General features: G+C 71.4%; 20 protein-coding genes and 1 pseudogene. 15 read left to right on the top strand and 6 right to left on the bottom strand.

Annotation, left to right across the window (positions count from 1 at the left end):
- Positions 1–39: 39 nt before the first annotated feature.
- The 5 genes from mihF to metK all read left to right on the top strand — a co-directional run bounded on the left by mihF (position 40) and on the right by metK (position 3980).
- Positions 40–357, top strand: coding sequence for an integration host factor, actinobacterial type (gene mihF / locus ACN27E_RS06790; RefSeq protein ID WP_066831233.1), 318 nt, complete (start codon positions 40–42; stop codon positions 355–357).
- Positions 358–367: 10 nt separating this feature from the next.
- Entirely contained in the window at positions 368–943 is a 576-nt protein-coding gene (gmk, locus tag ACN27E_RS06785; protein ID WP_422747654.1) for a guanylate kinase, read from the top strand.
- A gap of 66 nt (positions 944–1009) precedes the next feature.
- Entirely contained in the window at positions 1010–1333 is a 324-nt protein-coding gene (gene rpoZ / locus ACN27E_RS06780; protein WP_422747652.1) for a DNA-directed RNA polymerase subunit omega, read from the top strand.
- A 48-nt stretch (positions 1334–1381) separates the two neighbouring features.
- Positions 1382–2641 (top strand): bifunctional phosphopantothenoylcysteine decarboxylase/phosphopantothenate--cysteine ligase CoaBC, encoded by a 1260-nt coding sequence (coaBC, locus tag ACN27E_RS06775; RefSeq protein WP_422747651.1) that lies wholly within the window; start codon positions 1382–1384, stop codon positions 2639–2641.
- Positions 2642–2771: 130 nt separating this feature from the next.
- The gene (gene metK, locus ACN27E_RS06770; protein WP_422747649.1) at positions 2772–3980 is read left to right on the top strand and encodes a methionine adenosyltransferase; all 1209 of its coding nucleotides are present in this window, start codon (positions 2772–2774) and stop codon (positions 3978–3980) included.
- Here the strand turns inward: metK and ACN27E_RS06765 are convergent.
- On the bottom strand, positions 3977–5464 hold the full coding sequence (locus tag ACN27E_RS06765; protein WP_422747648.1) for a flavin-containing monooxygenase: 1488 nt from the start codon (positions 5462–5464) through the stop codon (positions 3977–3979). The two genes, metK and ACN27E_RS06765, sit on opposite strands and share 4 nt — an antisense overlap.
- 24 nt (positions 5465–5488) lie before the next feature.
- Complete coding sequence (locus ACN27E_RS06760) at positions 5489–6433, bottom strand: alpha/beta hydrolase (RefSeq protein ID WP_422747646.1); 945 nt, start codon at positions 6431–6433, stop codon at positions 5489–5491.
- Here ACN27E_RS06760 and ACN27E_RS06755 point away from each other — a divergent pair.
- Positions 6396–7130, top strand: a complete 735-nt coding sequence (locus ACN27E_RS06755; protein ID WP_422747644.1) for a lysoplasmalogenase — start codon at positions 6396–6398, stop codon at positions 7128–7130. The two genes, ACN27E_RS06760 and ACN27E_RS06755, sit on opposite strands and share 38 nt — an antisense overlap.
- Here ACN27E_RS06755 and ACN27E_RS06750 read toward each other — a convergent pair.
- The gene (locus ACN27E_RS06750; RefSeq protein ID WP_422747643.1) at positions 7096–9375 is read right to left on the bottom strand and encodes a putative bifunctional diguanylate cyclase/phosphodiesterase; all 2280 of its coding nucleotides are present in this window, start codon (positions 9373–9375) and stop codon (positions 7096–7098) included. The two genes, ACN27E_RS06755 and ACN27E_RS06750, sit on opposite strands and share 35 nt — an antisense overlap.
- Positions 9376–9426: 51 nt before the next feature.
- Positions 9427–10068: an SOUL family heme-binding protein gene (locus tag ACN27E_RS06745; protein ID WP_422747641.1), complete on the bottom strand. Its 642-nt coding sequence runs from the start codon at positions 10066–10068 to the stop codon at positions 9427–9429.
- Between the two features lie 104 nt (positions 10069–10172).
- Between ACN27E_RS06745 and ACN27E_RS06740 the strand changes: the two are divergent.
- A pseudogene (locus tag ACN27E_RS06740) lies at positions 10173–11188 on the top strand (NAD-dependent epimerase/dehydratase family protein).
- On the opposite strand, the gene ACN27E_RS06735 reads toward ACN27E_RS06740, so the two are convergent.
- Positions 11132–11734, bottom strand: coding sequence for a helix-turn-helix domain-containing protein (locus ACN27E_RS06735; protein ID WP_422747640.1), 603 nt, complete (start codon positions 11732–11734; stop codon positions 11132–11134). The pseudogene ACN27E_RS06740 and the gene ACN27E_RS06735 sit on opposite strands and share 57 nt — an antisense overlap.
- A 162-nt stretch (positions 11735–11896) precedes the next feature.
- On the opposite strand from ACN27E_RS06735, the gene ACN27E_RS06730 reads away from it, so the two are divergent.
- From ACN27E_RS06730 to ribD, 8 genes are read left to right on the top strand one after another with little or no spacing between them, the layout of a single operon-like run.
- The gene (locus tag ACN27E_RS06730; RefSeq protein WP_422749677.1) at positions 11897–13165 is read left to right on the top strand and encodes an acetamidase/formamidase family protein; all 1269 of its coding nucleotides are present in this window, start codon (positions 11897–11899) and stop codon (positions 13163–13165) included.
- 42 nt (positions 13166–13207) lie between these two features.
- A complete protein-coding gene (locus ACN27E_RS06725; RefSeq protein WP_422747638.1) occupies positions 13208–15202 on the top strand; it encodes a primosomal protein N' in 1995 nt (664 codons plus the stop codon).
- A 38-nt stretch (positions 15203–15240) separates the two neighbouring features.
- Positions 15241–17052, top strand: a complete 1812-nt coding sequence (locus ACN27E_RS06720; RefSeq protein ID WP_422747636.1) for a DUF2207 domain-containing protein — start codon at positions 15241–15243, stop codon at positions 17050–17052.
- Entirely contained in the window at positions 17046–17582 is a 537-nt protein-coding gene (locus tag ACN27E_RS06715) for a LemA family protein (protein WP_422747635.1), read from the top strand. Before ACN27E_RS06720 ends, ACN27E_RS06715 begins: the two co-directional genes overlap by 7 nt.
- A 20-nt stretch (positions 17583–17602) precedes the next feature.
- Positions 17603–18535 (top strand): methionyl-tRNA formyltransferase, encoded by a 933-nt coding sequence (fmt, locus tag ACN27E_RS06710; RefSeq protein WP_422747633.1) that lies wholly within the window; start codon positions 17603–17605, stop codon positions 18533–18535.
- Complete coding sequence (locus ACN27E_RS06705; RefSeq protein ID WP_422747631.1) at positions 18532–19905, top strand: RsmB/NOP family class I SAM-dependent RNA methyltransferase; 1374 nt, start codon at positions 18532–18534, stop codon at positions 19903–19905. The genes fmt and ACN27E_RS06705 overlap by 4 nt, the downstream gene beginning before the upstream one ends.
- Before the next feature lie 5 nt (positions 19906–19910).
- Complete coding sequence (rpe, locus tag ACN27E_RS06700) at positions 19911–20588, top strand: ribulose-phosphate 3-epimerase (RefSeq protein ID WP_422747629.1); 678 nt, start codon at positions 19911–19913, stop codon at positions 20586–20588.
- Entirely contained in the window at positions 20585–21598 is a 1014-nt protein-coding gene (ribD, locus tag ACN27E_RS06695; protein WP_422747627.1) for a bifunctional diaminohydroxyphosphoribosylaminopyrimidine deaminase/5-amino-6-(5-phosphoribosylamino)uracil reductase RibD, read from the top strand. The genes rpe and ribD overlap by 4 nt, the downstream gene beginning before the upstream one ends.
- On the opposite strand, the gene ACN27E_RS06690 is transcribed toward ribD, so the two are convergent.
- The gene (locus ACN27E_RS06690; RefSeq protein ID WP_422747625.1) at positions 21599–22765 is read right to left on the bottom strand and encodes a 3-dehydroquinate synthase II family protein; all 1167 of its coding nucleotides are present in this window, start codon (positions 22763–22765) and stop codon (positions 21599–21601) included.

Here is a 22765-nt window from a genome sequence, read left to right as displayed (position 1 = left end):
AAAAGATGGCCGAGAGAATCGCCAGAGACGGAGGAACCCGTGGCCCTTCCCCAGTTGACCGACGAACAGCGCGCGGCAGCGTTGGAGAAGGCTGCTGCCGCACGTCGAGCCCGTGCCGAGCTCAAGGATCGGCTCAAGCGCGGCGGCACCAACCTCAAGCAGGTGCTCCAGGACGCCGAGACCGACGAAGTCCTGGGCAAGATGAAGGTCTCCGCGCTGCTGGAGGCGTTGCCGAAGGTCGGCAAGGTCAAGGCGCAAGAGATCATGACCGAGCTCGAGATCGCCCCCACCCGCCGCCTGCGCGGCCTGGGCGACCGTCAGCGCAAGGCGCTGCTCGAGAAGTTCGACCAGTCCTAGGCGCGCACGCTTGAGCGCCGGCCGAGGGGCCGGACGGGTCATCGTCCTGTCCGGCCCCTCAGCCGTCGGTAAGTCCACCGTCGTGCGCTGCCTGCGCGACCGGATTCCCGACCTGTACTTCAGCGTCTCGGCCACCACGAGGGCGCCCCGCCCCGGGGAAGTCGACGGACTCGACTACACCTTCGTCAGCGCCGACCGTTTCCAGCAGCTCATCGACGACGGCGCCCTGCTCGAGTGGGCGGAGATCCACGGCGGTCTGCACCGCTCCGGCACCCCGGCACAGCCGGTGCGGGCCGCGATGGCCGCCGGCCGTCCGGTGCTCATCGAGGTCGATCTCGCCGGGGCAGCGGCAGTGAAGCAGGCCATGCCCGAGGCCACCACGGTCTTCCTCGCCCCGCCCAGCTGGGACGCTCTGGAAGCCCGGTTGCGTGGCCGCGGCACCGAAACCGAAGAGGTCATCGCCCGCCGGCTCGCCACGGCGCGCACCGAACTGGCGGCCCAGAGCGGCTTCGACGAGGTCGTCGTGAATCGGGAATTGGAATCCGCCTGCTCAGAGTTGGTATCCTTGCTGGTGGGCCACGGCTGAGCCGCCGTCACACGCCCCAGGATTGCCCCGAAAAGCAATGCACTCAAACCGCCAGGAGATTTCTTAGTGAGCACCCCGCACGCCGACGCGCAGTTGTCCGCCGTGGACAACCTGACCATCGATCCGTCGGCCGCCGGCGCCTACGACACACCGCTGGGCATCACCAATCCGCCCATCGACGAACTGCTCTCGCGCGCGTCGAGCAAGTACGCGCTGGTGATCTACGCCGCCAAGCGGGCCCGGCAGATCAACGACTACTACAACCAGCTCGGCGACGGCATCCTCGAATATGTCGGACCGCTGGTCGAGCCGGGTCTGCAGGAAAAGCCGCTGTCCATCGCGATGCGCGAGATCCACGAGGATCTGCTCGAGCACACCGAGGGCGAGTAGGCGACACGGGGCCGGCCACGCGATGAGCCGCTCGGGCGAAGAGCAGAGATGACAGACCGCAAGCGGATCATCGTCGGCGTCGCCGGGGGCATCGCCGCGTACAAGGCCTGCACGCTGGTCCGCCAGCTCGCCGAGGCCGGCCATTCGGTGCGGGTGCTGCCCACCGAGTCGGCGCTGCGCTTCGTCGGGGCGGCCACATTCGAGGCGCTGTCGGGCCATCCCGTCCACACCGGCGTCTGGGATGACGTGCACGAGGTGCCGCATGTGCGGATCGGCCAGGGCGCCGACCTGGTCGTGGTCGCACCGGCCACCGCCGATCTCTTGGCCCGGGCCGTGGCCGGCCGGGCCGACGACCTGCTGACCGCCACCCTGCTCACCGCGCGGTGTCCGGTGCTGTTCGCGCCGGCCATGCACACCGAGATGTGGTTCCATCCCGCGACCGTCGACAACGTCGCCACGCTGCGCCGGCGCGGCTCGGTGGTCCTGGAACCGGCGTCCGGCCGGCTCACCGGCGCCGACAGCGGCGCGGGCCGGCTGCCCGAGGCCGAGGAGATCGCCACGGTGGCCCAGCTGCTGCTGTCGCGTCCGGACGCGCTGCCCTACGACCTGTCCGGGGTCAAGGCGCTGGTGACCGCGGGCGGCACCCGCGAACCCATCGATCCGGTGCGCTTCATCGGCAATCGCAGCTCCGGCAAGCAGGGCTACGCGGTGGCCCGGGTGATGGCGCAGCGCGGGGCCGACGTCACGCTGATCGCGGGGAACACCGCCGGGCTGATCGACCCGGCGGGCGTGGAGGTGGTGCACATCGGTTCGGCCGCGCAACTGCGCGACGCGGTCTCCAAACACGCCCCGGACGCCCACGTCCTGGTGATGGCCGCGGCCGTTGCCGACTTCCGGCCCACGCATCTGGCCGCCAGCAAGATCAAGAAGTCCGCCGACCCGAACGAGGCCGCACCCACCATCGAACTCACCCGCACCGACGACATCCTCGCCGGTACCGTGCGGGCCCGCGCGGACGGTCTGCTGCCGAACATGCGCGCCATCGTCGGGTTCGCGGCCGAGACCGGCGACGCCAACGGCGACGTGCTGTTCCACGCCCGCGGCAAGCTGCGGCGCAAAGGCTGTGATCTACTCGTCGTCAACGCGGTCGGGGAGAACCGGGCCTTCGAGGTCGACAACAACGACGGCTGGCTGCTCGGCGCCGACGGTACCGAGGTGGCGTTGGAGCACGGGTCGAAGACTCTGATGGCCAGCCGTATCGTTGACGCGGTCGGCGCGATTCTGCGCACCGCGGCGGGTGACCGGTAGGGCGGACGTTGTCTGCGCCGAACGGGTTGCGCGCAGGCACGGGTAGGCGCTTGAGTGCAACGGGGCCCCGATACGATTCGGTTGGCTAACGAGTTTTCGAGCATTGGATCAAGACGAGAAGGATGGCACCGTGAGCAAAGGTCGGCTGTTTACCAGTGAGTCGGTCACCGAAGGGCACCCCGACAAGATCTGTGACGCCATCAGCGACTCCGTGCTCGATTCGCTGCTGGCCGCTGACCCGAAGTCCCGCGTGGCGGTCGAGACGGCGGTGACCACCGGTCAGGTGCATGTGATCGGTGAGGTCACCACGTCGGCGAAGGAAGCGTTCGCCGACATCAACGACACCGTGCGCAAGCGCATCCTCGAGATCGGCTACGACTCGTCGGACAAGGGCTTCGACGGCGAGACCGCCGGTGTCAACATCGGCATCGGCCGCCAGTCCCCGGACATCGCCCAGGGCGTCGACACCGCGCACGAGACCCGCGTCGAGGGCGGCGCCGATCCGCTGGACCTGCAGGGCGCCGGTGATCAGGGCCTGATGTTCGGCTACGCGATCAGGGACACCCCCGAGCTGATGCCGCTGCCGATCGCCCTGGCGCACCGGCTGGCCCGCCGGCTCACCGAGGTCCGCAAGAACGGCAAGCTGGCCTACCTGCGCCCCGACGGCAAGACCCAGGTCACCGTGCAGTACGACGGTGTCACCCCGGTGCGTCTGGATACCGTCGTGCTGTCCACCCAGCACGCCGAGGGGATCGACCTCGACGAGCAGCTGGCGCCCGACATCCGCGAGCAGGTCGTCGCGACCGTGCTGGACGACCTCGCGCACGAATCGCTCGACGTCTCCGATTTCCGTCTCCTGGTCAACCCGACCGGCAAGTTCGTCCTCGGCGGCCCGATGGGTGACGCGGGCCTGACCGGCCGCAAGATCATCGTCGACACCTACGGCGGCTGGGCCCGCCACGGTGGCGGCGCGTTCTCGGGCAAGGATCCGTCGAAGGTGGACCGGTCGGCGGCCTACGCGATGCGCTGGGTGGCCAAGAACGTCGTGGCCGCCGGTCTCGCGGAGCGGGTCGAGGTCCAGGTGGCCTACGCCATCGGCAAGGCCGCGCCGGTCGGCCTGTTCGTCGAGACGTTCGGCAGCGAGACCGTCGATCCCGCCCGCATCGAGAAGGCGATCACCTCGGTGTTCGACCTCCGCCCGGGGGCGATCGTCCGCGATCTGGACCTGCTGCGCCCGATCTACGCGCCGACCGCCGCGTACGGCCACTTCGGCCGCACCGACATCGACCTGCCGTGGGAGCGCACCGACAAGGTCGACGACCTCAAGGCCTCTGTCTAAGCCGTGAAGCGGTAGTCGTCCAGATCGAACCGGCGGCTGCGCCAGTACGCCTCGACGGTCGTCGCCCGGCGTAGCGGCACGTCGCCGTTGGAATCGAAGTAGTAGCTGTTGGCCAGCCCGCAGCTGGACTGCCAGAAGATCTGCGTGTGCCGCTTACGCATCATCTCGGCGAAATAGCGGTCGTTGGCCTCCGGCGTCACCTCGACCCGGTGCACTCGGCGGCGCCGGGCCTCGCCGAGGCAGCGGATGATGTGGCGCACCTGGGTCTCGATCAGGGCGAAATACGACGAGCCGACGTAACCGTACGGACCCATCACGGTGAAGAAGTTCGGGAAGCCCGGGATGCTGACCCCTTCGTAGGCCTGCATCCGGTGCTGCTCCCAGAAGTCGCTGAGGGTGTCGCCGTCCCCGTTGGTCACCGCGAACGGTACGGCGTCGACATCCATCACCTTGAACCCCGTCGCCAGGATCAGCACGTCGGCGTCGTACGAACCGCCGTCGACCGTCGCGACCCCGGTGCCGGTGATCCGGTCGATCGGCTCGGTCACCAACTCGACGTTGTCGCGGTTGTACGTCGACAGATACGTGTTGTGGAAGCCGGGACGCTTACAGCCGACGGCGTAGCGCGGGGTGAGCTTCTCCCGGATCTGCGGATCGTGCACCTCGCGGCGCAGGTAGTTGCGGCCCAGCTTCTCGGTGAGCCGCCCGAGCGGGAAGTAACTGGCGTACTGCGCGGTGACCGGGAAGGTCAGCTCGACGTAGGCCTGGCTGAGCAGCCGCTGCACCGCCTGTCCGCCGGGCAGTCGCGCCGCCCACCGCGCCGCGGGCGGCAGCGGCACGTCGAACTTCGGGAAACACCAGATCGGCGTGCGCTGGAAGACGGTGAGTCGCTCGACGATCGGCGCGATCTCGGGGATGACCTGGACCGCCGACGCGCCGGTGCCGATGATCGCGACCCGCTTGCCGGTGAGGTCCTGGCCGTGGTCCCAGCGGGCGGTGTGCATGGTCACCCCGGCGAAGTCCGCGACGCCGCCGATATCCGGCAGTTTCGGCACGTTGAGCGGTCCGCTTCCATTGATCAGATAGCGCGCGGTGAGGTGCTCCCCGCTGTCGAGTTCGACGCGCCACAGATTCGGCGCGGCGTCGAAGGTCGCGGCGACGACGGTGGTGTCGAAGCGGATGCGCGACCGCAGCCCGTACTTGTCGATGCAGTGGTCGGCGTAGGACTTCAATTCCCGTCCGCGGGCGTAGGTGCGGGTCCAGTTCGGGTTCTGTTCGAACGAGAACTGGTAGGAGTAGGACGGGATGTCGACGCCGATCCCGGGGTAGCTGTTCCAGTACCAGGTGCCGCCTGCCTCGGGTCCGGCCTCGATCAGGAGGTAGTCGCCGAACCCGGCCCGGTCCAACAGGATGCCGGCGCCGATGCCGGAGAAGCCGGCGCCGACCACCAGCGTTTCGACATCCGGTGTTGTCAGCTCGCCCATGATCGCACTCTAGTGGGCGGCGGGTCAGCGGTGTAGCGCCTCGCGCAGCGCCGCCAGCCCGCGTTCGGTCGCCTCGGTCGCCGCCGGCACCACCCCGGAGTAGCCGAGATATCCGTGCACCAGGGTCTGCGCGTTGTGCAGCTCGACGGGCACCCCGGCGGCGGCGAGGAGTTCGGCGTAGCGCACCCCGTCGTCCCGCAGCGGGTCGTGCCCCGCGACCGCCACGTAGGCCGGCGGCAGGCCCGCCAGATCGGCCGCGCGGCCCGGTGCCAGTCCCGGGTCCGGATCGGAGAAATCGGCGTCGGGGGCGTACCACCGTGAGAATGCCAGGATCGCCGCCCGGTCGAGCACCGGCGCGGTCGCGTTCTCGCTGTAGGAGGGCAGCGATTCGTCCCACATCGTGGCCGGGTACCACAGCAGCTGGAACGCGATCGGCCCGCTGTCGGTGTCGCGGGCCCGCTGGGAGATCACCGCCGCGAGGTTGCCGCCCGCGGAGTCGCCGGCCACCGCCAGGCGGCTCGGGTCGGCGCCCAGCTCGTCACCGTGGGCGTGCACCCACCGCGTCGCCGCCCAGGCGTCGTCGACCGCGGCGGGATAGGGGTGTTCCGGAGCCAGCCGGTAGTCGACCGACACGACCACCGCGCCCGCCCCCACGGCGTGTTCGCGGCAGGTGGCGTCGTGGGTGTCGAGGTCGCCGACGGCGAACCCGCCGCCGTGGAAGTACACGACCACGGGCGGTCGGTCACCGGTGGCCTGCGGCCGGTAGATCCGGATCCCGAGATCGCCCGCGGGACCGGGGATGGAGCGGTCCCGGGTGGCCACATCGGGGTGGACCGGCCGGCGGGGCAGCTCACGCAGTGCGCGGCGTGCCGCCTCCACACCCTCGTCGACCGACAGCTGGAACGGCACCGCGTCCAGTACCTTCTGCAGAATGGCGTCAACCGGCGGCTTCTCGTCTGCGACAGACACGCTCATACCGTACGCACGCGCGCGTACCGCCCGGCTGTGGGGCGCGGCGGCGGTGGTGGCCGCCGGCTACGGCGTCTTCCTGGTCGTCGCGGCCGTCGGCTCCCCGGCCGGTGCCGACCTCACCGGCCGGTTCGCCGCCCAACCCGCCGTCAAGGCCGCCGCCGCGGTGCTGCTGGCCGTCGCGGCGTCCGGGCATCCGGTCCGTCGCGAACGCCGCTGGCTGGTGCCCGCGCTGTTGTTCTCGGCGCTCGGGGATTTCCTGCTGGCGATTCCGTGGTGGGCGCCGTCCTTTGTGCTGGGGCTGGCGTCGTTCCTCATCGCCCACCTGTGTTTTCTGGCGGCGCTGGTACCGCTGGCGACCCGCTCGACGCCCCGGCTGGCCGCGGTGGTGGTGACGGTGGTGTGCTGCGCGGCGTTACTGGTCTGGTTCTGGCCGAGCCTGATCGCCGACGGCATGGCCGTCCCGGTCACGGCGTACATCGCCGTGCTGGGTGCGATGGTGTGCGCCGCACTGCTCGCGAATCTGCCGACGCCGTGGACGGCGCTGGGCGCGGTGACGTTCGCGGTGTCCGACGCGATGATCGGTATCGGTCGTTTCGTCCTGGACTCCGAAGCGCTGGCGGTGCCGATCTGGTTTGCCTATGCCACGTCGCTGCTGCTGATCACGGCCGGGTTCTGGTTCGGCCGGACGCGGTGACCCCGGCGGTGTCGCACAGCGGCTGCGGGCGGCCGAACAGATAGCCCTGCGCCAGACGGCACCCCGCCGAGTACACCGCATCGGCCTGATCGTCGGTCTCGATCCCCTCGGCGATGACGGCCAGCCCGGCCGAATCGCAGACCGAGATCAGCGACCGGTACAGCGCGACGCCGCGGCCCGGCCGGGCCCCGACGGCCAGTCCGCGGTCGAGTTTGACGATGTCGACCGGCAGGGCCTGCAGATAGGTCAGCGAGTTGTAGCCGGCTCCGAAGTCGTCGAGGGCGACCTTCAGCCCACGCGCGGTCAAGCGCTGGATCGCCGCGGCGCCGTCGACCAGATCGACGATCGGCACCGTCTCGGTGACCTCGAGGACGACCCGACGCGGGTCGAGCCGGTAGCGGTCCAGGGTGTCGGCCACCCGTTCCTCGAAGTGGCGGTTACCCAGCCGGGCGGCGCCGATGTTCACATGGATGTCGACCGGAGATCGGCACTCCTGCACCTCGCGGCAGGCCAGCTCCAGGATGAGCAGATCCAGGTCGGCGCCCAGGCCGGAGCCCTCGGCCATCGCGACGAACGTCGGCGGCGGGATCTGCATACCGTTGGGAGCGGTCCAGCGTGCCAGCGCCTCGACGGCGACCGTCGCACGGTCCGGCAGGGTCACGACGGGCTGATAGACCAGGGTGAACCCCGGGGGAGCGGCGCCGCCGGCGTCGCGCAGCGCGCTCGGGAAGTCGACGGTCAGCCCGACCGGGCGGTAGACCACCGCGGTGTCCTTACCGAGCCGCTTACCGGCGTACATCGACAGGTCGGCCTGTTTCAGCAGCTCCTCGGAGCTGCTGACGGACTGGTCCGCGGACGGCGCGACCAGGCCCATACTGGCCCGCACCCGCACCGAGGAGCCGTGCACGGCGAACGGCGCGTGCAGCGCGACCCGGAGCCGGTCGGCGATCTCCTCGGGCGGTTCGTGGTCACCCTCGATCAGGATGGCGAACTCGTCGCCGCCGATGCGGGCCAGGGTGTCCGCAGCGCCGATGCATTCGCCGAGGCGCGACCCGACCGCACGCAGCAGTGCGTCGCCGGCCGGATGGCCGAACCGGTCGTTGACGTCTTTGAAATCGTCGATGTCGACGAAGACGAGCACGAACCGGCGGTGCAGCATCGCGTTCTCGAGCCGCTGGGCGAACAGCAGCCGGTTGGGCAGGCCGGTGAGCGCGTCATGGTGTACCTGGTGCGCCAGTCGGCGCTGGGTCTCGATCAACCGTCGGGTCAGCGACCGCTGTGCGCGCATGGCGACGAACTGGCGCACCGTGACCAGCATGATGGTGGTGAGCCCGGCCAGGATCACCGGCGGATCCAGCATCCGTCCGCCGAGCAGATGGAAGGACAGCAGTGCGATGCTGCCGAGAAACCCGATGTAGGGCATGGCCGCCTGCACCCAGTCCATCACCTCTTCGGTGTGGGCGTGCTCCCCTCGAGGCGGCGGCAGGACGGCAAACGCGATCATCAACGGTCCGAGGATGAGTCCCCAGCCGCCCCACAGATCGGCGTTCTGTACGTCGACCGTGCGCAGATACGCCACCAGCCGGTCGGAGGTGACGATCATCAGGATTCCGCCCGAGAGCAGCAGGAAGTTCGCCCGGAACGGCCGGTCCCGCCGGTAGGCCATGGCCATCAGCATGGCCGTCACCACGACGACGAGCTCGAGCAGCGAGTAGATCACCACCACGGTGGTGTTCTGTGAACGCGGCAGCGCCGCGCCGGTCATCGCGCCGAGGCCGGCGATGAACACCAGGATCGCGAACGCGATCGCGGCGACCAGACCGTCAAGCACGGCGACCAGCCCGTAGTAGGCCAGCGGCCGGTCGCGGCGGCGCTCCAGGCCGCCTCCGGAGCCGGCCAGCACGCCCATCGAGGTCAGCGCCAGCACCGCCGGCACGAAGTAGGCGGCGACGGCGAGCGGCGGGGCCGGCCGGCCGGCCGCGGCGCTGCCGTCCAGCCACCAGAGCAGCTCGCCGAAGACCCAGCTGAACATGGCGACGAGCACCATGACGCGCCACCATCGGGCGAGCCCGTCGACACGTCGCGCGACCACCCCGGCGCAGATCGCGGTTCCGATGCAGATACCGGACTGCAGCCCGGCCGCCACCCACCGGGCGACCGCTTCGCCGTACGGTCCGAGCGCGTTCACCCACGCCAGCAACGCCACGGTGGCGAACAGGGCGATCCGGAACCGGCTGCCGGCCATCCGCACCCCCGTCCGCCGCCTCGAGCGGGGCGTGGCGCCGGCCCGCTGAGCTCAGCTGGTGACCCGTATACCCACTTCGTTACGACGCCGGAACGGGAGAGTGAAGGGCGGGTCGTAGAACCAGGAGAAGGGTTCGCCCACCGTGCGGTACGTGCTGCCCGCGAGCGTCCTGAGCAACGCTTCCCGCTGCTGGCGCACCGCGGCCGGGCTGCGGTCACCGGTGTAGCGCAGCACCGCGACGGTTTCGGAGGGGATGGGGACGAGTACGACCCGGTCGTTCTCCGGCTCGGGCAGCGTGTCGAGGGTGTACTTCGACGGCATGTAGAAGCGGATCACCGAACCGCCGCCTTCGTCGCTCTGCGCGACCGGGGCGGTCATCGCGATGCGTTCGCCCGATTGCCGTCGCTCGTCCTGGGCCACCGGGGCGGTCATGGCGATCGACGTGCTGGACCGATTGCTGCCGAAGATGTAGCGGGCGAGTCGCCGGAACCCGATGGCGCGCGCTTCGTCCTCATCGGCGTCGACGACCGTCTCGGCCGCGACCCTCGGGCCGTAGCGGCGGATCTCGACCGCCCCGAGGCGGTCGACGACGGTGTAGTGCGGCTCCTCGGTGCCGGTGCGCACACCGGCGACGGAGCCGGCCGCCTCCAGGATCTGACCGGGGAGTTTCCACAGGGAGATGAGGGCTGTCATGTACCTGATTCGTCGCCGGTGCCGGATCGGATCGCTGCCGCTTGCAAGGCAACCAGTTCCGATACCATTGGCATCGCATTGGCCGTCGAACGAGGAGTGCACAGGTGCGAATAGCCGTCACCGGTGGGACCGGATACCTCGGCGCCCCCACCGTCCGTGCGCTGCTGCGGGCCGGACACCAGATCCGCCTGCTGGTGCTGCCGGGGGAGGTCGACGCACCCGTCGTCCGGCGTTTCGCGGAGCTGGGACCGCTGAGCGTGGTCACCGGCGATGTGCGCAGGGCCGCGACGATCGGCGAACTGCTCACCGGCGCAGACGCCGCGCTGCATGCGGCGGGGATCGTCGGCACCGCCGAACGGCACGCCCGGATGATGTGGGAGATCAACGCCCATGCCACCGAGGCGGTCCTGCGGATGGCCGTCGAACGCGGGCTGGATCCCGTCGTATCGGTGAGCAGCTACAGCGCCCTGTTCCCCCCGCCGGACGGCGTGATCACACCGGACTCGCCGACGGTCGACGGACGCAGTGCGTACGCCAGGACCAAGGCCTACGCCGACCGGGTCGCCCGGCGATTGCAGGCCGGTGGGGCACCGGTGGTGGTCACGTATCCGTCCAGCGTGGTGGGACCGGCCTTCGCCACGGCGCCCGGGGTCACCGAACGCGGCTGGGAGCCGATCGTGCGGTGGGGGATCGCGCCGACCGTGCGCGGCGGAATGCAGATGATCGACGTCCGGGATGTCGCCGAGGTCCACGCCCGGCTGATGGAACCCGGCCGCGGACCGCGCCGCACACCTGCGGCGGGCACCTGTTGACGTTCGACGAGATGATCGACGTCCTGGAGGCCGGACTGGGCCGTCCCCTGCGGCGTATGCGGTTGAGTCCGGCGGCGATGCGTGGACTCGGTCGCCTGGCCGACATCGCCGGGCGCCACCTGAGCCTGCCCGACGGGCTCAGCTACGAAGCGGCGGTGCTGCTGACCGCCGCCACGCCGACCGACGACAGTCGCACCCTGACCGAACTCGGCCTGCGGTGGCGTCCGCCGCAGGACGCCATCGCCGACTCGCTACGCGTGCGGCGCGGTGATCGCGGCGGTGAGCAGCTCGGCGATCCGGCGGCGTAGGGCATCGGTGTCGTCCTCGACCGCGACCGTGGTGGTGAACAGCGCGGCGCCGGCGGCCATCGCCAACACCGCGCGGGCGTCGAGGTCGACGCGCCGCATCTGGGCCGGCGTCGTCGCCTCACGGTGTGCCGCGAACAGCTCGACCGCGGGACCGCTGAAGTTCTCCCACACCGCTTTACGCAGGTCTTCGTTCTCCCGCAGCGCCAGGAGCAACCCCGGAACCGCCACCCGGACGTCGGCTCGGCTGAACAGTTCGTGGCTGCCCCGCACCACCCAGTCGATCCAGCCGGTCAGATCGGTGCCGGAGAACGGGGCGAGGTCGGGCGTCTCACCCAGGATGGCGTGCAGCACCAGCTCGGCCTTCGACGCCCACCGCCGGTTGACACTGGCGCGGCCGACGCCGGCCCGCGTGGCGACCAGTCGCAAGCTCAACTCACTCCAGCCGACCTCCATGAGCAGGTCGCGCGTGACCGCCAGCACGCGTTCGTCGATCGACGCGTCCCGGGGCCGCCCGGCGGCGCGTTCGCTGCTGGCGGCATCGGTCATCGGTGGTGATTCAACCGCACGCGGCGGTTGTGCGCTAACTCCCCGACCGCGGGCAGCGTAAAGACGCGGCAAAGCTGCCCTAACGTCGCCGAAACGCCGGCCACATAGCGTTCCTGCGTGACCCTGGGACGACGAGGATTCCTGCAGACGGCCGCTCTCGGCATGGGCGCGACGGCGGCTGCGGCGGCGTGTGCCCGGCCCGCATCGTCGTCACAGACACCCGCCACGCCCTACGCGTCGATCCCGATCCTGCACCCGGAGCAGGGGGATCGCAGCGGTGACCACTATCTGGCGTCACTTCCCGACCAGGTGCTGTGGGGCTACGTGCCCACCGTGCACGCCACCCCGGTACTGCGGATGCGGTCAGGACAGACGGTCACCATCGACGCGCTGTCCCACGAGGGCATTCTCGAAGACCAGGGGCGCAATCCGGTGGAATGGTTCGGCCGCAACGGCGTCGCCGAGTCCGATGTGCTGGAAGACGCCACATTCATTGCCGCCGAATACAACCGGACACCGCGCGACTTCGCCAAAGACGGTCCGCACGTGGTCACCGGACCGGTCTTCGTCGAAGGCGCCGAACCCGGCGACGTACTCAAGATCGAGACGCTGGAAACCGTTCCCCGGGTGCCCTACGGCGTGGTGTCCAGCCGGCACGGCAAAGGCGCGCTCGGTTTGACCCAGGACAAGGTGGCCCCGGCGGGCATCGCCCTCGCCGAGGTCATGCCGCCGGCCGAGACCGACGGCCGCTCCCACCCCGACCCGGAACAGTGGGGCGGCGTATCGGTGTTCACCCCGGTCGAGGACGGCCGCGGGGTGATGCCGGTCGGCGGATCGGCGACGGCGCGCTTCCCGCTCAGCCCGTTCATGGGAATGATGGGCGTCGCGTTCGCCCGCGACCAGAGTCTCAACGCCCCGAACGCGAACTCCATCCCGCCCACCATCGGCGGCGGGAACATCGACATCAAGCTGCTGGGCACCGGGTCGACGTTCTACCTGCCGGTGTTCGCGCCAGGGGCGCTGTTCTACGTCGGTGACCCGCATATGGCGATGGGCGACGGCGAGGTGGCGCTGACCGCGATGGAGGGCTCGCTGCGCGGGACCTTCCGGCTCACCGTGTGCAAACCCGGGTCCGGCGACGCGCCGAGCGTGGCCTACCGCTATCCGTTCGCCGAGACGGCGCAGGCCTGGATCCCGATAGGACTCTCGGACCCCGACGCCGCCCAGGGCGGTGGCCAGGGCACTGATCTCGACGTGGCGATGCGCCGCGCCGTGGTCAACGCCCTGGACTATCTGGAACACGATCGCGGGATGGACCGCGCGACGGCCTACGCGTATCTCTCGGCGGCGAGCGACTTCACCATCTCCCAGGTGGTGGACCGCACCGTCGGCGTGCACGGCCAGATCTACAAGGACCACTTCGCGCTGTAGGGGAGCCGAGCACCCGTCGGGGCGGTCTGCTAGACCGTCGGGGTGACCAGGATCCGGCAGGCGGCCGAACACGAGCCGATCGCGCGGGTGCTGCCGATGCTGACCGTGCCGCACCTCGATCGCGAATTCGACTACCTGGTGCCCGCCGACTGCTCCGACGACGCTCAGCCCGGGGTCCGCGTCCGCGTGCGGTTCCGCGGCCGGCTCGTCGACGCGTATCTACTGGAACGGCGCTCGGAGACCGACCACCCGGGGCAGCTGGGTTGGCTCGACCGCGTGGTCTCGGCCGAGCCGGTGCTGACCGCCGACATCCGCCGGCTGACCGACGCCGTGGCCGCCCGCTACGCCGGCACCCGGCCCGACGTCCTGCGCCTGGCCCTCCCCCCGCGCCACGCCAATGTCGAGAAGCAACCCGTCGCCGAGCCCGAGCCCCTGACCGTCGCGCCGGTCGACCTGAGCAGCTGGGACGCCTATCCGCGCGCCGGACAGTTCCTCACCGCGGTGGCGCAGGGCCGGGCGGCCCGCGCCGTCTGGCAGGCACTGCCCGGCGAACACTGGGCCGACCGCCTCGCCGAGGTGGCCGCCACCGCGGCCGCCGCGGGCCGCGGCGTGCTGGCGATCCTGCCCGACCAGCGCGACGTCGACGCCCTGCACACCGCCGTCGTCGCGCTGCTCGGCCAGGCGCGGGTGGTATCGCTGTCGGCCGGACTGGGGCCCGCGCAGCGCTACCGGCGTTGGCTGGCGGTCCTGCGCGGCGGTGCCCGGGTGGTGATCGGCACCCGCAGTGCGGTGTTCGCCCCGGTGTGCGATCTGGGATTGGTGCTGGTGTGGGACGACGGGGACGACTCGCTGGCCGAACCGCGCGCCCCGTATCCGCACGCCCGCGAGGTCGCGATGCTGCGCGCCCACCAGCTGCGCTGCGCCGCGCTGATCAGCGGATTCGCCCGCACCGCCGAAGCGCAGGCGTTGGTGCGCAGCGGCTGGGCGCATGATCTGGTGGCGACCCGGGCCACCGTCCGTGCCGCGGCTGCCCGCGTCGTCGCCCTCGATGACGACGGTTTCGAACAGGAGCGCGACCCGGCCGCCCGGACGGCGCGACTGCCGTCGATGGCGTTGCGGGCGGCACGGGCCGCGCTCGAGGCCGGCCGTCCGGTGCTCGTCCAGGTGCCGCGGCGCGGATACGTCCCGGCGCTGGCCTGTGCCCGCTGCCGGGCGATCGCACGTTGTCGGCACTGCACCGGCCCGCTGTCGCTTCCGGATCGCGGTGCGGCGGTGTGCCGCTGGTGCGGGCGGGAGGACCTGCACTTGCGGTGCGGGCGTTGTGGTTCGGAATCCGTGCGCGCCGTCGTCGTGGGGGCCAGACGCACCGCCGAGGAACTCGGCCGGGCGTTCCCGGGCACACAGGTGATCACCTCCGGCGGCGACGCGATGGTCGCGTCGGTGCCCGACCGTGCCGCCCTCGTGGTCGCCACACCCGGCGCCGAACCGCTGCCCGAGGCCGGCTACGGCGCCGCGCTGTTGCTCGACGGCTGGGCCCTCCTGGGCCGGCAGGATCTGCGCGCCGCCGAGGACACCCTGCGGCGGTGGATGGCGGCCGCGGCACTGGTGCGATCCCGCGGTGACGGTGGCCTGGTCGCGGTGGTCGCCGAGGCGGTGATCCCGACGGTGCAGGCGCTGGTCCGCTGGGATCCCGTCGGCCACGCCGAGATCGAACTCGACGCGCGCGCCGACGTCGGCCTGCCGCCTGCGGTGCACATCGCCGCCGTGGACGGTGACCCCGCCGCCATCGCCGCGCTGCTGCAGACCGCGCAGCTGCCCGACGACGCCGAACCGCTGGGGCCGGTGGACCTGCCGGCCGGCGCGCGGCGCCCACCCGGCATGGCCGCCGACCGGCCGGCCGCCCGGATGCTGGTCCGGGTGCCCCGGCAGCGCGGCCTGGCGCTGGCCGCGGCCCTGCGCCGCGCCACCGGCGTGCTCAGCGCCCGCCACGACACCGATCCGGTTCGTGTGCAGATCGACCCGCTGCACATAGGCTGATCAAGATCTCAGGACCGGCCGCACCGGAGGAGGTGAGCGTGGGGCGACTCATCGCCTGGTCGATCTCCGTGGCGCTGATCGCCGTCGGAGTCCTGTGGCCGCTGGCTTTCGGTGGTGGATCGTCGACCGCTGCTGCGGTCGACGATCCGGTGGTGATCACCGACTACCGCGCCGAGTACGTCGTGGGAGACGACGGTGAGCTCGAAGCCACCGAGACCATCACCGGGCTCTTCCCGTCCGGACGGCACGGCATCTTCCGGTACTGGGATGTCATCAACCAGAACGACTCGCGCATCCGCCAGGAACCCGACGTCGAATCGGTGACCCTCGACGGCGGCCCGGTGCCGTACGACCTGCTGTGGGAGGATGCCGACCGGTTCCGGGTCGCCAAGATCGGCGATCCCGACAGCACGCTGGACTACGGCACCCATGTCTACGTGATCCGCTACACCGTGCCCGGCGTCCTGGATCCCGGTACCACCGGGGCCGACCGCCGCTTCGCCGCCACCACCGGCGACCCGAACGCGGCGTCGGCGTTCTTCTGGAATGTGATCGCGCCGTCGTGGAACAACCAGATCCAGCGGGCCGACATCTCCATCGACCTGCCCGGCGAGGTGACCGGTGCCCAGTGCAGCGTCGGCAGCGGTGTCGGGCGGGCGTGCAGCGACCTGTCTGTCGCCGACGGCACGGTGCGGTTCCAGGCGCTGAACCTGCCGCCGCGCACCCCGGTCACGGTGCGCGCGGGGGTGGACATCCCGCCCCCGCCGCGCGCGGAGCTGCCCTGGCCCTTCGCCTGGGACCGGATCGTCGGACGGTCGATGTCCGGGCTGGCCGTCATGCTCGCGCTCACGGCGGTGGGCGCGGCCGCGGCGCTGCTGTGGCGGCGCTCGATCCGCGAGCGCCCGCCGGCGTTTCCGCTGCAGTACGCTCCGCCGCCGGGCATCGGACCGGTGCAGGCCGAGTACATCCGCACCGAGGCGTTGCCCGGCTCCGGTCTGATCGCGACCCTGCTGCATCTCGCCGACCGCGGACTGGTCGAACTGCGCCAGGAGGGCGCGAAGAAGTGGACCGTGCGCGGCACCGCCGAACGCGCCGAATGGCTCGATGTGGATCCCGTCGGTGTGGCGGTCGGCTCGGCGCTCAAGGTGGACGCACCCGGCCGCGAATTCGAGGCCAAGGGCACCGCTGCGGCGGGACGCCGGCTGAACACCGCCAAAGCCGATATGGCGGCCGCGGCGAAGAAGTGGGCGTTCGACGAGGGCCTGCTGGTCCACCGCCGCCAGGAGCTCTGGCTGCGCAGCGCCAACGCGCTGGCGCTGGTGCTCGCGGTATGCGGCTTCTTCCGCTGGGGTCTGCCCGCAACCGGATGGAGCCTGCCGTTCGCCGTGTTCTTCCTGTTCTCCATCCCGGCGTGGGCGGGCGGCGTCGGTACCCGGCGCACCGAGGCCGGCCGCGACCTGTGGTCGCGCGTCGGCGGTTTCCACCGGCTGATTTCCACCGATTCGGCCGAGACCCGCTTCGACTTCGCCGCCCGGCAGGATCTCTACACCGCCTACCTGCCGTTCGCGGTCGCCGCGGGAACCGCCGCACTGTGGGCCGCAAAGTATCAGACGGTCATGGGAGTGCCTGCCCCGCAACCGGGTTGGTATCACACGACCTCCGGGTCGGATTCGGGCAGCGCCGTCGGCTCCGGCGGCACCTTCGACAGTTTCGAGTCGGCGCTGTCGTCGTCGATCAGCGCGTACACCGCCTCGCAGACATCGTCGTCGAGCGGCAGCAGCGGTGGCAGCAGTTTCTCCAGCGGCGGTGGCGGTGGCGGTGGCGGAGGGGGAGGGGGCGGCTCGTGGTGAGTCTGGTGCTGGTGCTCGTTCTGGTGATCGCCGTCGCGGCGCTGATCGTGTTCGTCGGCGGCTACAACAAGCTGCGATCCGCCGACGTCCGGGTGGCGGAGGCGCTGGCCGGCATCGACGTGGAGCTGACCCGGCGGGCGTCGCTGATCCCGAGCCTGGTGCACACGGTGTCGACCTTCGCCGCGCACGAGAAAGCCGTCCTCGACCACGTCACCACCGCGCGGGCGGCGGTCACCGCCGCCACCAGCGGCACCTCGGTGGCGCAGCGCTCGGCGGCGGAGAAGGAGCTGGACTCCGCGGTCGCTCAGCTGCTCGCACTGGGCCAGGCCTATCCGCAGCTGCGCTCGTCGGAGAACTTCCTCGACCTGCAACGCAACCTGACCGAGACCGAGGACAAGCTCGCCTTCGCCCGCCAGTACTACAACGACGCGGTGGCCACGCTCAACCGGACCGCCACCACCATCCCGTGGATGTTCGTCGCCGGGGCCGCCGGGGTTTCCGAGCGCGAGTACTACCAGACGCCGCGCTGAGCCCTCCCTAGACTGTCGCGGTGCGTCTCGTCTTCGCCGGCACCCCCGAACCGGCCCTGCCCTCATTGCAGCGCCTCATCGACTCGCCACACCACGACGTGGTCGCAGTGCTCACCCGTCCCGATGCGGCGTCCGGTCGACGGGGTAGACCCGCCCCCTCGCCGGTAGCCCAGCTGGCTCTCGACCACGGCATCCCGCTGCTGCGCCCGGCCAAACCCAACGGCGACGAGTTCGTCGCCGAGCTCGGCGCCCTCGCACCGGACTGTTGCGCGGTGGTGGCCTACGGCGCGCTGCTGTCGCAGCGGTTGCTCGATGTCCCGCCGCACGGCTGGATCAACCTGCACTTCTCCCTGCTGCCGGCCTGGCGCGGCGCCGCTCCGGTGCAGGCGGCGATCGCCGCGGGCGACACGGTCACCGGGGCCACGACCTTCCGTATCGAGCCGGCGCTGGACTCCGGACCGGTCTACGGCGTGGTCACCGAGACCATCGCGCCCACCGACACCGCGGGCGAACTGCTCGGTCGGCTCGCCGTTTCGGGTGCCGCGCTGCTGGAACGCACCCTCGACGGCATCGCCGAGGGCAGCCTGGCCGCCGTCGCGCAACCGGCTGACGGGGTGACCGTGGCACCGAAGATCACCGTCGAGCAGGCGCGGGTGCGCTGGGATCTGCCCGCGCACGTCGTCGAACGCCGCATCCGGTCGGTCACCCCGGCGCCCGGCGCCTGGACGACGGTCGGCGACCTGCGGGTCAAGCTGGGTCCGGTGCGGCTCGCCGACGGCGACGCGGCAGTGCTGGAGCCCGGGCAGTTCGAGGTCGCCAAGTCGGGGGTGCGAGTTGGCACCGCGTCGCAGCCCGTGGTGCTCGGGACCGTCCAGCCGCCGGGTAAGAAGCCGATGAACGCCGCGGACTGGGCGCGGGGCGCCCGGCTGGACACCTCGGTGCGGGCGTCGTGACCCGCCCGCCGAGACGCCCGCGGCGCAAACCCCTCGATCCGGCCCGCCAGGTCGCCTTCGACGTGCTGCGCGCGGTCTCCGAACGCGACGCCTACGCCAACCTGGCCCTGCCGGCGCTGTTGAACGAACGCGGTATCAGCGGTCGCGACGCCGCCTTCGCCACCGAACTCGCCTACGGCGCCTGCCGCAGCCGCGGCCTGCTGGATGCCGTGATCGCCGCCGCGGCGGGCCGGCCGCCGGAACGCATCGACCCCGTGCTGCTGGACCTGCTGCGCCTCGGCGCCTACCAGCTGCTGCGCACCCGGGTCGAGCCGCACGCTGCGGTGTCCACCACCGTCGAGCAGGCGGGTATCGAATTCGACACGGCGCGAGCGGGTTTCGTCAACGGGGTACTGCGCACCATCGGACGCCGGGACGAAGCGTCCTGGGTGGCCGAGCTTGCACCCCCGGCCGCCACCGATCCGGTGGGCCACATCGCGTTCAACCACGCCCATCCGCGCTGGGTGGCCCAGGCCTTCACCGACGCGCTGGGACCGCGGGCCGGGGAGCTGCGGGCGTTGCTCGCCAGCGACGACGCCCGCCCCGTCGTGCACCTGGCCGCCCGGCCCGGCGTCATGGACGCCGCGGAGCTGGCCGCGGCGGTCGGCGGCACGGCGGGCCGGTATTCGCCGTACGCGGTGTATCTGTCCGGCGGTGACCCCGGCGCGCTGGAACCGGTGCGCGACGGCCGCGCGCTGGTCCAGGACGAGGGCAGTCAGCTGGTCGCCCGCGCGCTGACCCTGGCGCCGGTCGACGGCGCGGACACCGGCCGCTGGCTCGATCTGTGCTCCGGGCCGGGCGGGAAGACCGCGATGCTGGCCGCGCTGGCGCCGGGCCGGGTGACCGCGGTGGAACCCGCACCGCGGCGCGCCGATCTGGTCGAGGAGAACACCCGCGGTCTCGACGTCGAGGTGCTGCGCGTCGACGGCCGCGAGACTGGACTGCAACCCGGATTCGACCGGGTGCTCGTCGACGCCCCCTGCACCGGTCTGGGCGCCCTGCGGCGCCGGCCCGAGGCGCGCTGGCGGCGCCAACCCGGCGACGTCCCCGAGCTGGCCAAGCTGCAGAAGGAGCTGCTGGCCTCCGCGATCGGGCTGACCCGCCCCGGCGGTGTGGTGCTCTACGCCACCTGCTCACCGCATCTGGCCGAGACCGTCGGCGTGGTCGCCGACGCGCTGCGCCGCCACCCGGTGACGGCCCTGGACACCCGGCCGCTGTTCGCACCCGCCGAGGATCTGGGCGCGCAGTCCGGGGACGGTCCGTACGTCCAGCTGTGGCCGCACCGCCACGGCACCGACGCGATGTTCGCCGCGGCGCTGCAAGTAATCTGATCGGCATGCCCGCACCGCTCATCGCGCCGTCGATCCTGGCCGCCGACTTCGCCCGGCTGGCCGACGAGACCGCCGCCGTCGCCGGTGCGGACTGGTTGCACGTCGACGTGATGGACAACCACTTCGTGCCGAATCTGACCCTCGGCCTGCCGGTGGTCGAATCCCTGCTCAAGGCCACGAACATCCCGATGGACTGCCATCTGATGATCGAGCACCCGGCGCGCTGGGCGCCGCCCTACGCCGAGGCGGGCGCCTACAACGTCACCTTCCACGCCGAGGCCACCGACGATCCCCTCGCGGTGGCCCGCGACATCCGCGCCGCCGGAGCGAAGGCGGGTCTGGCGGTCAAACCCGGTACCGCCATCGAGCCCTATCTGGAGATCCTGCGCGACGTCGACACGCTGCTGGTGATGTCCGTCGAACCCGGCTTCGGCGGACAGAAGTTCATCCCGGAGGTACTGACGAAGGTCGCGACCGTACGGCGACTGGTCGACTCGGGGGAGCTGACGGTGCTCGTGGAGATCGACGGCGGTATCAACGCCGACACCATCGCCGCGGCCGCCGAGGCCGGGGTGGACTGTTTCGTCGCGGGGTCGGCGGTGTACAGCGCCGAGGATCCGGCCGAGGCGGTCAGAGCGTTGCGGCGCAGCGCCGCAGAGGCGTCCCCGCATCTGACCGTATGAGCGGCGCCGTCGACGCCGCGATGAGCCTGGCCGTCGAACAGTCCGAGGGCGTCAAGGGGTCGACGTATCCGAATCCGCCGGTCGGCGCGGTGATCCTCGATGCCGAGGGGGCGGTGGCCGGTGTCGGCGCCACCGCGCCACCGGGCGGGCCGCACGCGGAGGTGGTCGCGCTGCGCCGCGCCGGGTCCCGGGCCGCCGGCGGCACGGCGGTGGTGACGCTCGAACCCTGTAACCACCACGGCCGCACCCCGCCGTGCGTGGATGCCCTGCTGGCCGCCGGGGTGAGCGCGGTGGTGTACGCGGTGGCCGATCCGAATGCGGTGGCGGCCGGCGGCGCCCGGCGCCTGGCCGATGCGGGTGTGCAGGTGAGCGCCGGCGTACTCGCCGACGTGGTGTCCGGCGGTCCGCTGCGTGAGTGGTTGCACCGCCAGCGCACCGGATTCCCGCATGTGACATGGAAATTCGCGACCAGCGTGGACGGCCGCAGCGCCGCCTCCGACGGCAGCAGCCAATGGATCACCAGTGAGGCGGCGCGGGCCGACGTGCACCGGCGTCGCGCGGTCGCCGATGCGATCGTCGTCGGCACCGGAACGGTCTTCGTCGATGATCCGGTGCTGACGGCCCGCCGACCCGACGGCACCCTGCACGAGCGGCAGCCGCTGCGGGTGGTGGTCGGCGAACGGGAGATCTCCCCGGACGCCCGCGTCCTGGACGAACAGTCCCGCACCATGGTGATCCGCACCCGCGACCCGCACGAGGTCCTCAAGGCGCTGGCCGACCGCACCGACATCCTGCTCGAGGGTGGCCCGACGGTGGCGGGGGCGTTCCTGCGGGCCGGTGCGATCGACCGGATCGTGGCCTACGTGGCGCCGATCCTGCTGGGTGGGCCGATCACGGCTGTCGACGATGTCGGCGTGCTGAGCATCGCCAACGCCCAGCGGTGGCGGTTCGACGGCGTCACGCGGATCGGACCCGATGTGCTGTTGTCGCTGGTACCCGGGCCGGCCTGATCAGCGTTCGTCGCAGAATTCGGTGATCGGCAGGCCGACGTGGCGCGATGCGGTCGGGACGTAGCCGAGCAGCCGGTCGCCGGGGCGCAGCTCGGTCACGTTGTTGACCGTCTTCCCCGGGCCGAGCAGCCGGACGTGCCAGTCGTCCTGGGCGATCACGTTGATCGTCGCGCCCCCGGGGGTGGTGGCGTTGATCGAGATGAGTGGCCGCCGTTCGATTTTCACCCGGCCGATCCGGACCTCGCGCACGCTGCCATCGGTGCGGACGGCCAGGATCGGTTGGCCGGCCCGCAGCTCGCTGACGTAGCGGGTCCGGTTGTCAGGGGTCAGGACATAGGAGTGCACGGCGCCGGCGTTCCACCGGAACGGCCGGGTCGGCATGTACGGCAGCGGGTGGGTCTCGCTGCAGGACAGGAACATTCCGGTGGCGAACGAGCCGATCAGGCAGCCTTCGTCGAGTTCGAGCAGCGAGCAGGTGTCGATGCAGGCGCGTTCGCCCATACCGATGTGCTCGACCGAGGACACGGTCAGCTCGACCAGGTCCACGTGGCCGGGCCGGTCCTCGACGATGCCGGCCAGGGTGGCGACGTCGTCCGGACCGGCGGGCGCCAGCAGCAATCCGTCGCTGCCGTGTTCGAGCACCAGTTTCACGATCTCGGCGTCCTGGATGTCGTCGACGACGGTGACGGTGCGTCCGCCTGAGTTCTCGGCCGCGGCGATCACGATCTCCAGCGGGATCTTCGTCGGGTCGGTGAAGGTGAGCACCGTCCAGGCGACGTGGCGCACCACGGTGCACGCCTCGTGCAGGCTGGCGGCGTCGGAGACGACGACCTGGACCCCGCGTTCCGCGCCCGACGCGTCGGCTGCAGACGGGACGGAGTCGCCGAGGACGAGATCGACGTCGGCGGTGTCGACCTCCCGGCCGTCGGTGGCCAGGATCCGCCGAATGGTGGGCGGCAGGCCGGCGAGCACCGCCGGGTCAGCGCTGACCACACCGTCGACGCGGTGGTGGATGGCGGCCTCGATCACCGCGGTCCGCAGCTCACCGGACAGGCCCCGGACGTCGATCCAGGCGAAATGACCGTCGCGGGCCTGCGGCAGCGAGCGGGGGTCCGGCGGCGCCAGGGGAGTGATGTGGTCGGTGACGATGTCGGTCACGTCGGTCAT

The sequence above is a fragment of the Mycobacterium sp. WMMD1722 genome (assembly GCF_049315205.1).
Lineage (GTDB): Bacteria > Actinomycetota > Actinomycetes > Mycobacteriales > Mycobacteriaceae > Mycobacterium.
This window is presented reverse-complemented; position numbering and strand designations above follow the sequence as displayed.

What these genes read in the sequence shown, in the direction of transcription:
- coaBC (WP_422747651.1), top strand. Translation starts at nt 1,382, where the DNA reads ATGACAGACCGCAAGCGGATCATCGTCGGCGTCGCCGGGGGCATCGCC.
- ACN27E_RS06765 (WP_422747648.1), bottom strand. Translation starts at nt 5,464, where the DNA reads ATGGGCGAGCTGACAACACCGGATGTCGAAACGCTGGTGGTCGGCGCC.
- ACN27E_RS06755 (WP_422747644.1), top strand. Translation starts at nt 6,396, where the DNA reads ATGGCGTCAACCGGCGGCTTCTCGTCTGCGACAGACACGCTCATACCG.
- ACN27E_RS06750 (WP_422747643.1), bottom strand. Translation starts at nt 9,375, where the DNA reads ATGGCCGGCAGCCGGTTCCGGATCGCCCTGTTCGCCACCGTGGCGTTG.
- ACN27E_RS06745 (WP_422747641.1), bottom strand. Translation starts at nt 10,068, where the DNA reads ATGACAGCCCTCATCTCCCTGTGGAAACTCCCCGGTCAGATCCTGGAG.
- ACN27E_RS06735 (WP_422747640.1), bottom strand. Translation starts at nt 11,734, where the DNA reads ATGACCGATGCCGCCAGCAGCGAACGCGCCGCCGGGCGGCCCCGGGAC.
- ACN27E_RS06730 (WP_422749677.1), top strand. Translation starts at nt 11,897, where the DNA reads ATGGGCGCGACGGCGGCTGCGGCGGCGTGTGCCCGGCCCGCATCGTCG.
- rpe (WP_422747629.1), top strand. Translation starts at nt 19,911, where the DNA reads ATGCCCGCACCGCTCATCGCGCCGTCGATCCTGGCCGCCGACTTCGCC.
- ribD (WP_422747627.1), top strand. Translation starts at nt 20,585, where the DNA reads ATGAGCGGCGCCGTCGACGCCGCGATGAGCCTGGCCGTCGAACAGTCC.
- ACN27E_RS06690 (WP_422747625.1), bottom strand. Translation starts at nt 22,765, where the DNA reads ATGACCGACGTGACCGACATCGTCACCGACCACATCACTCCCCTGGCG.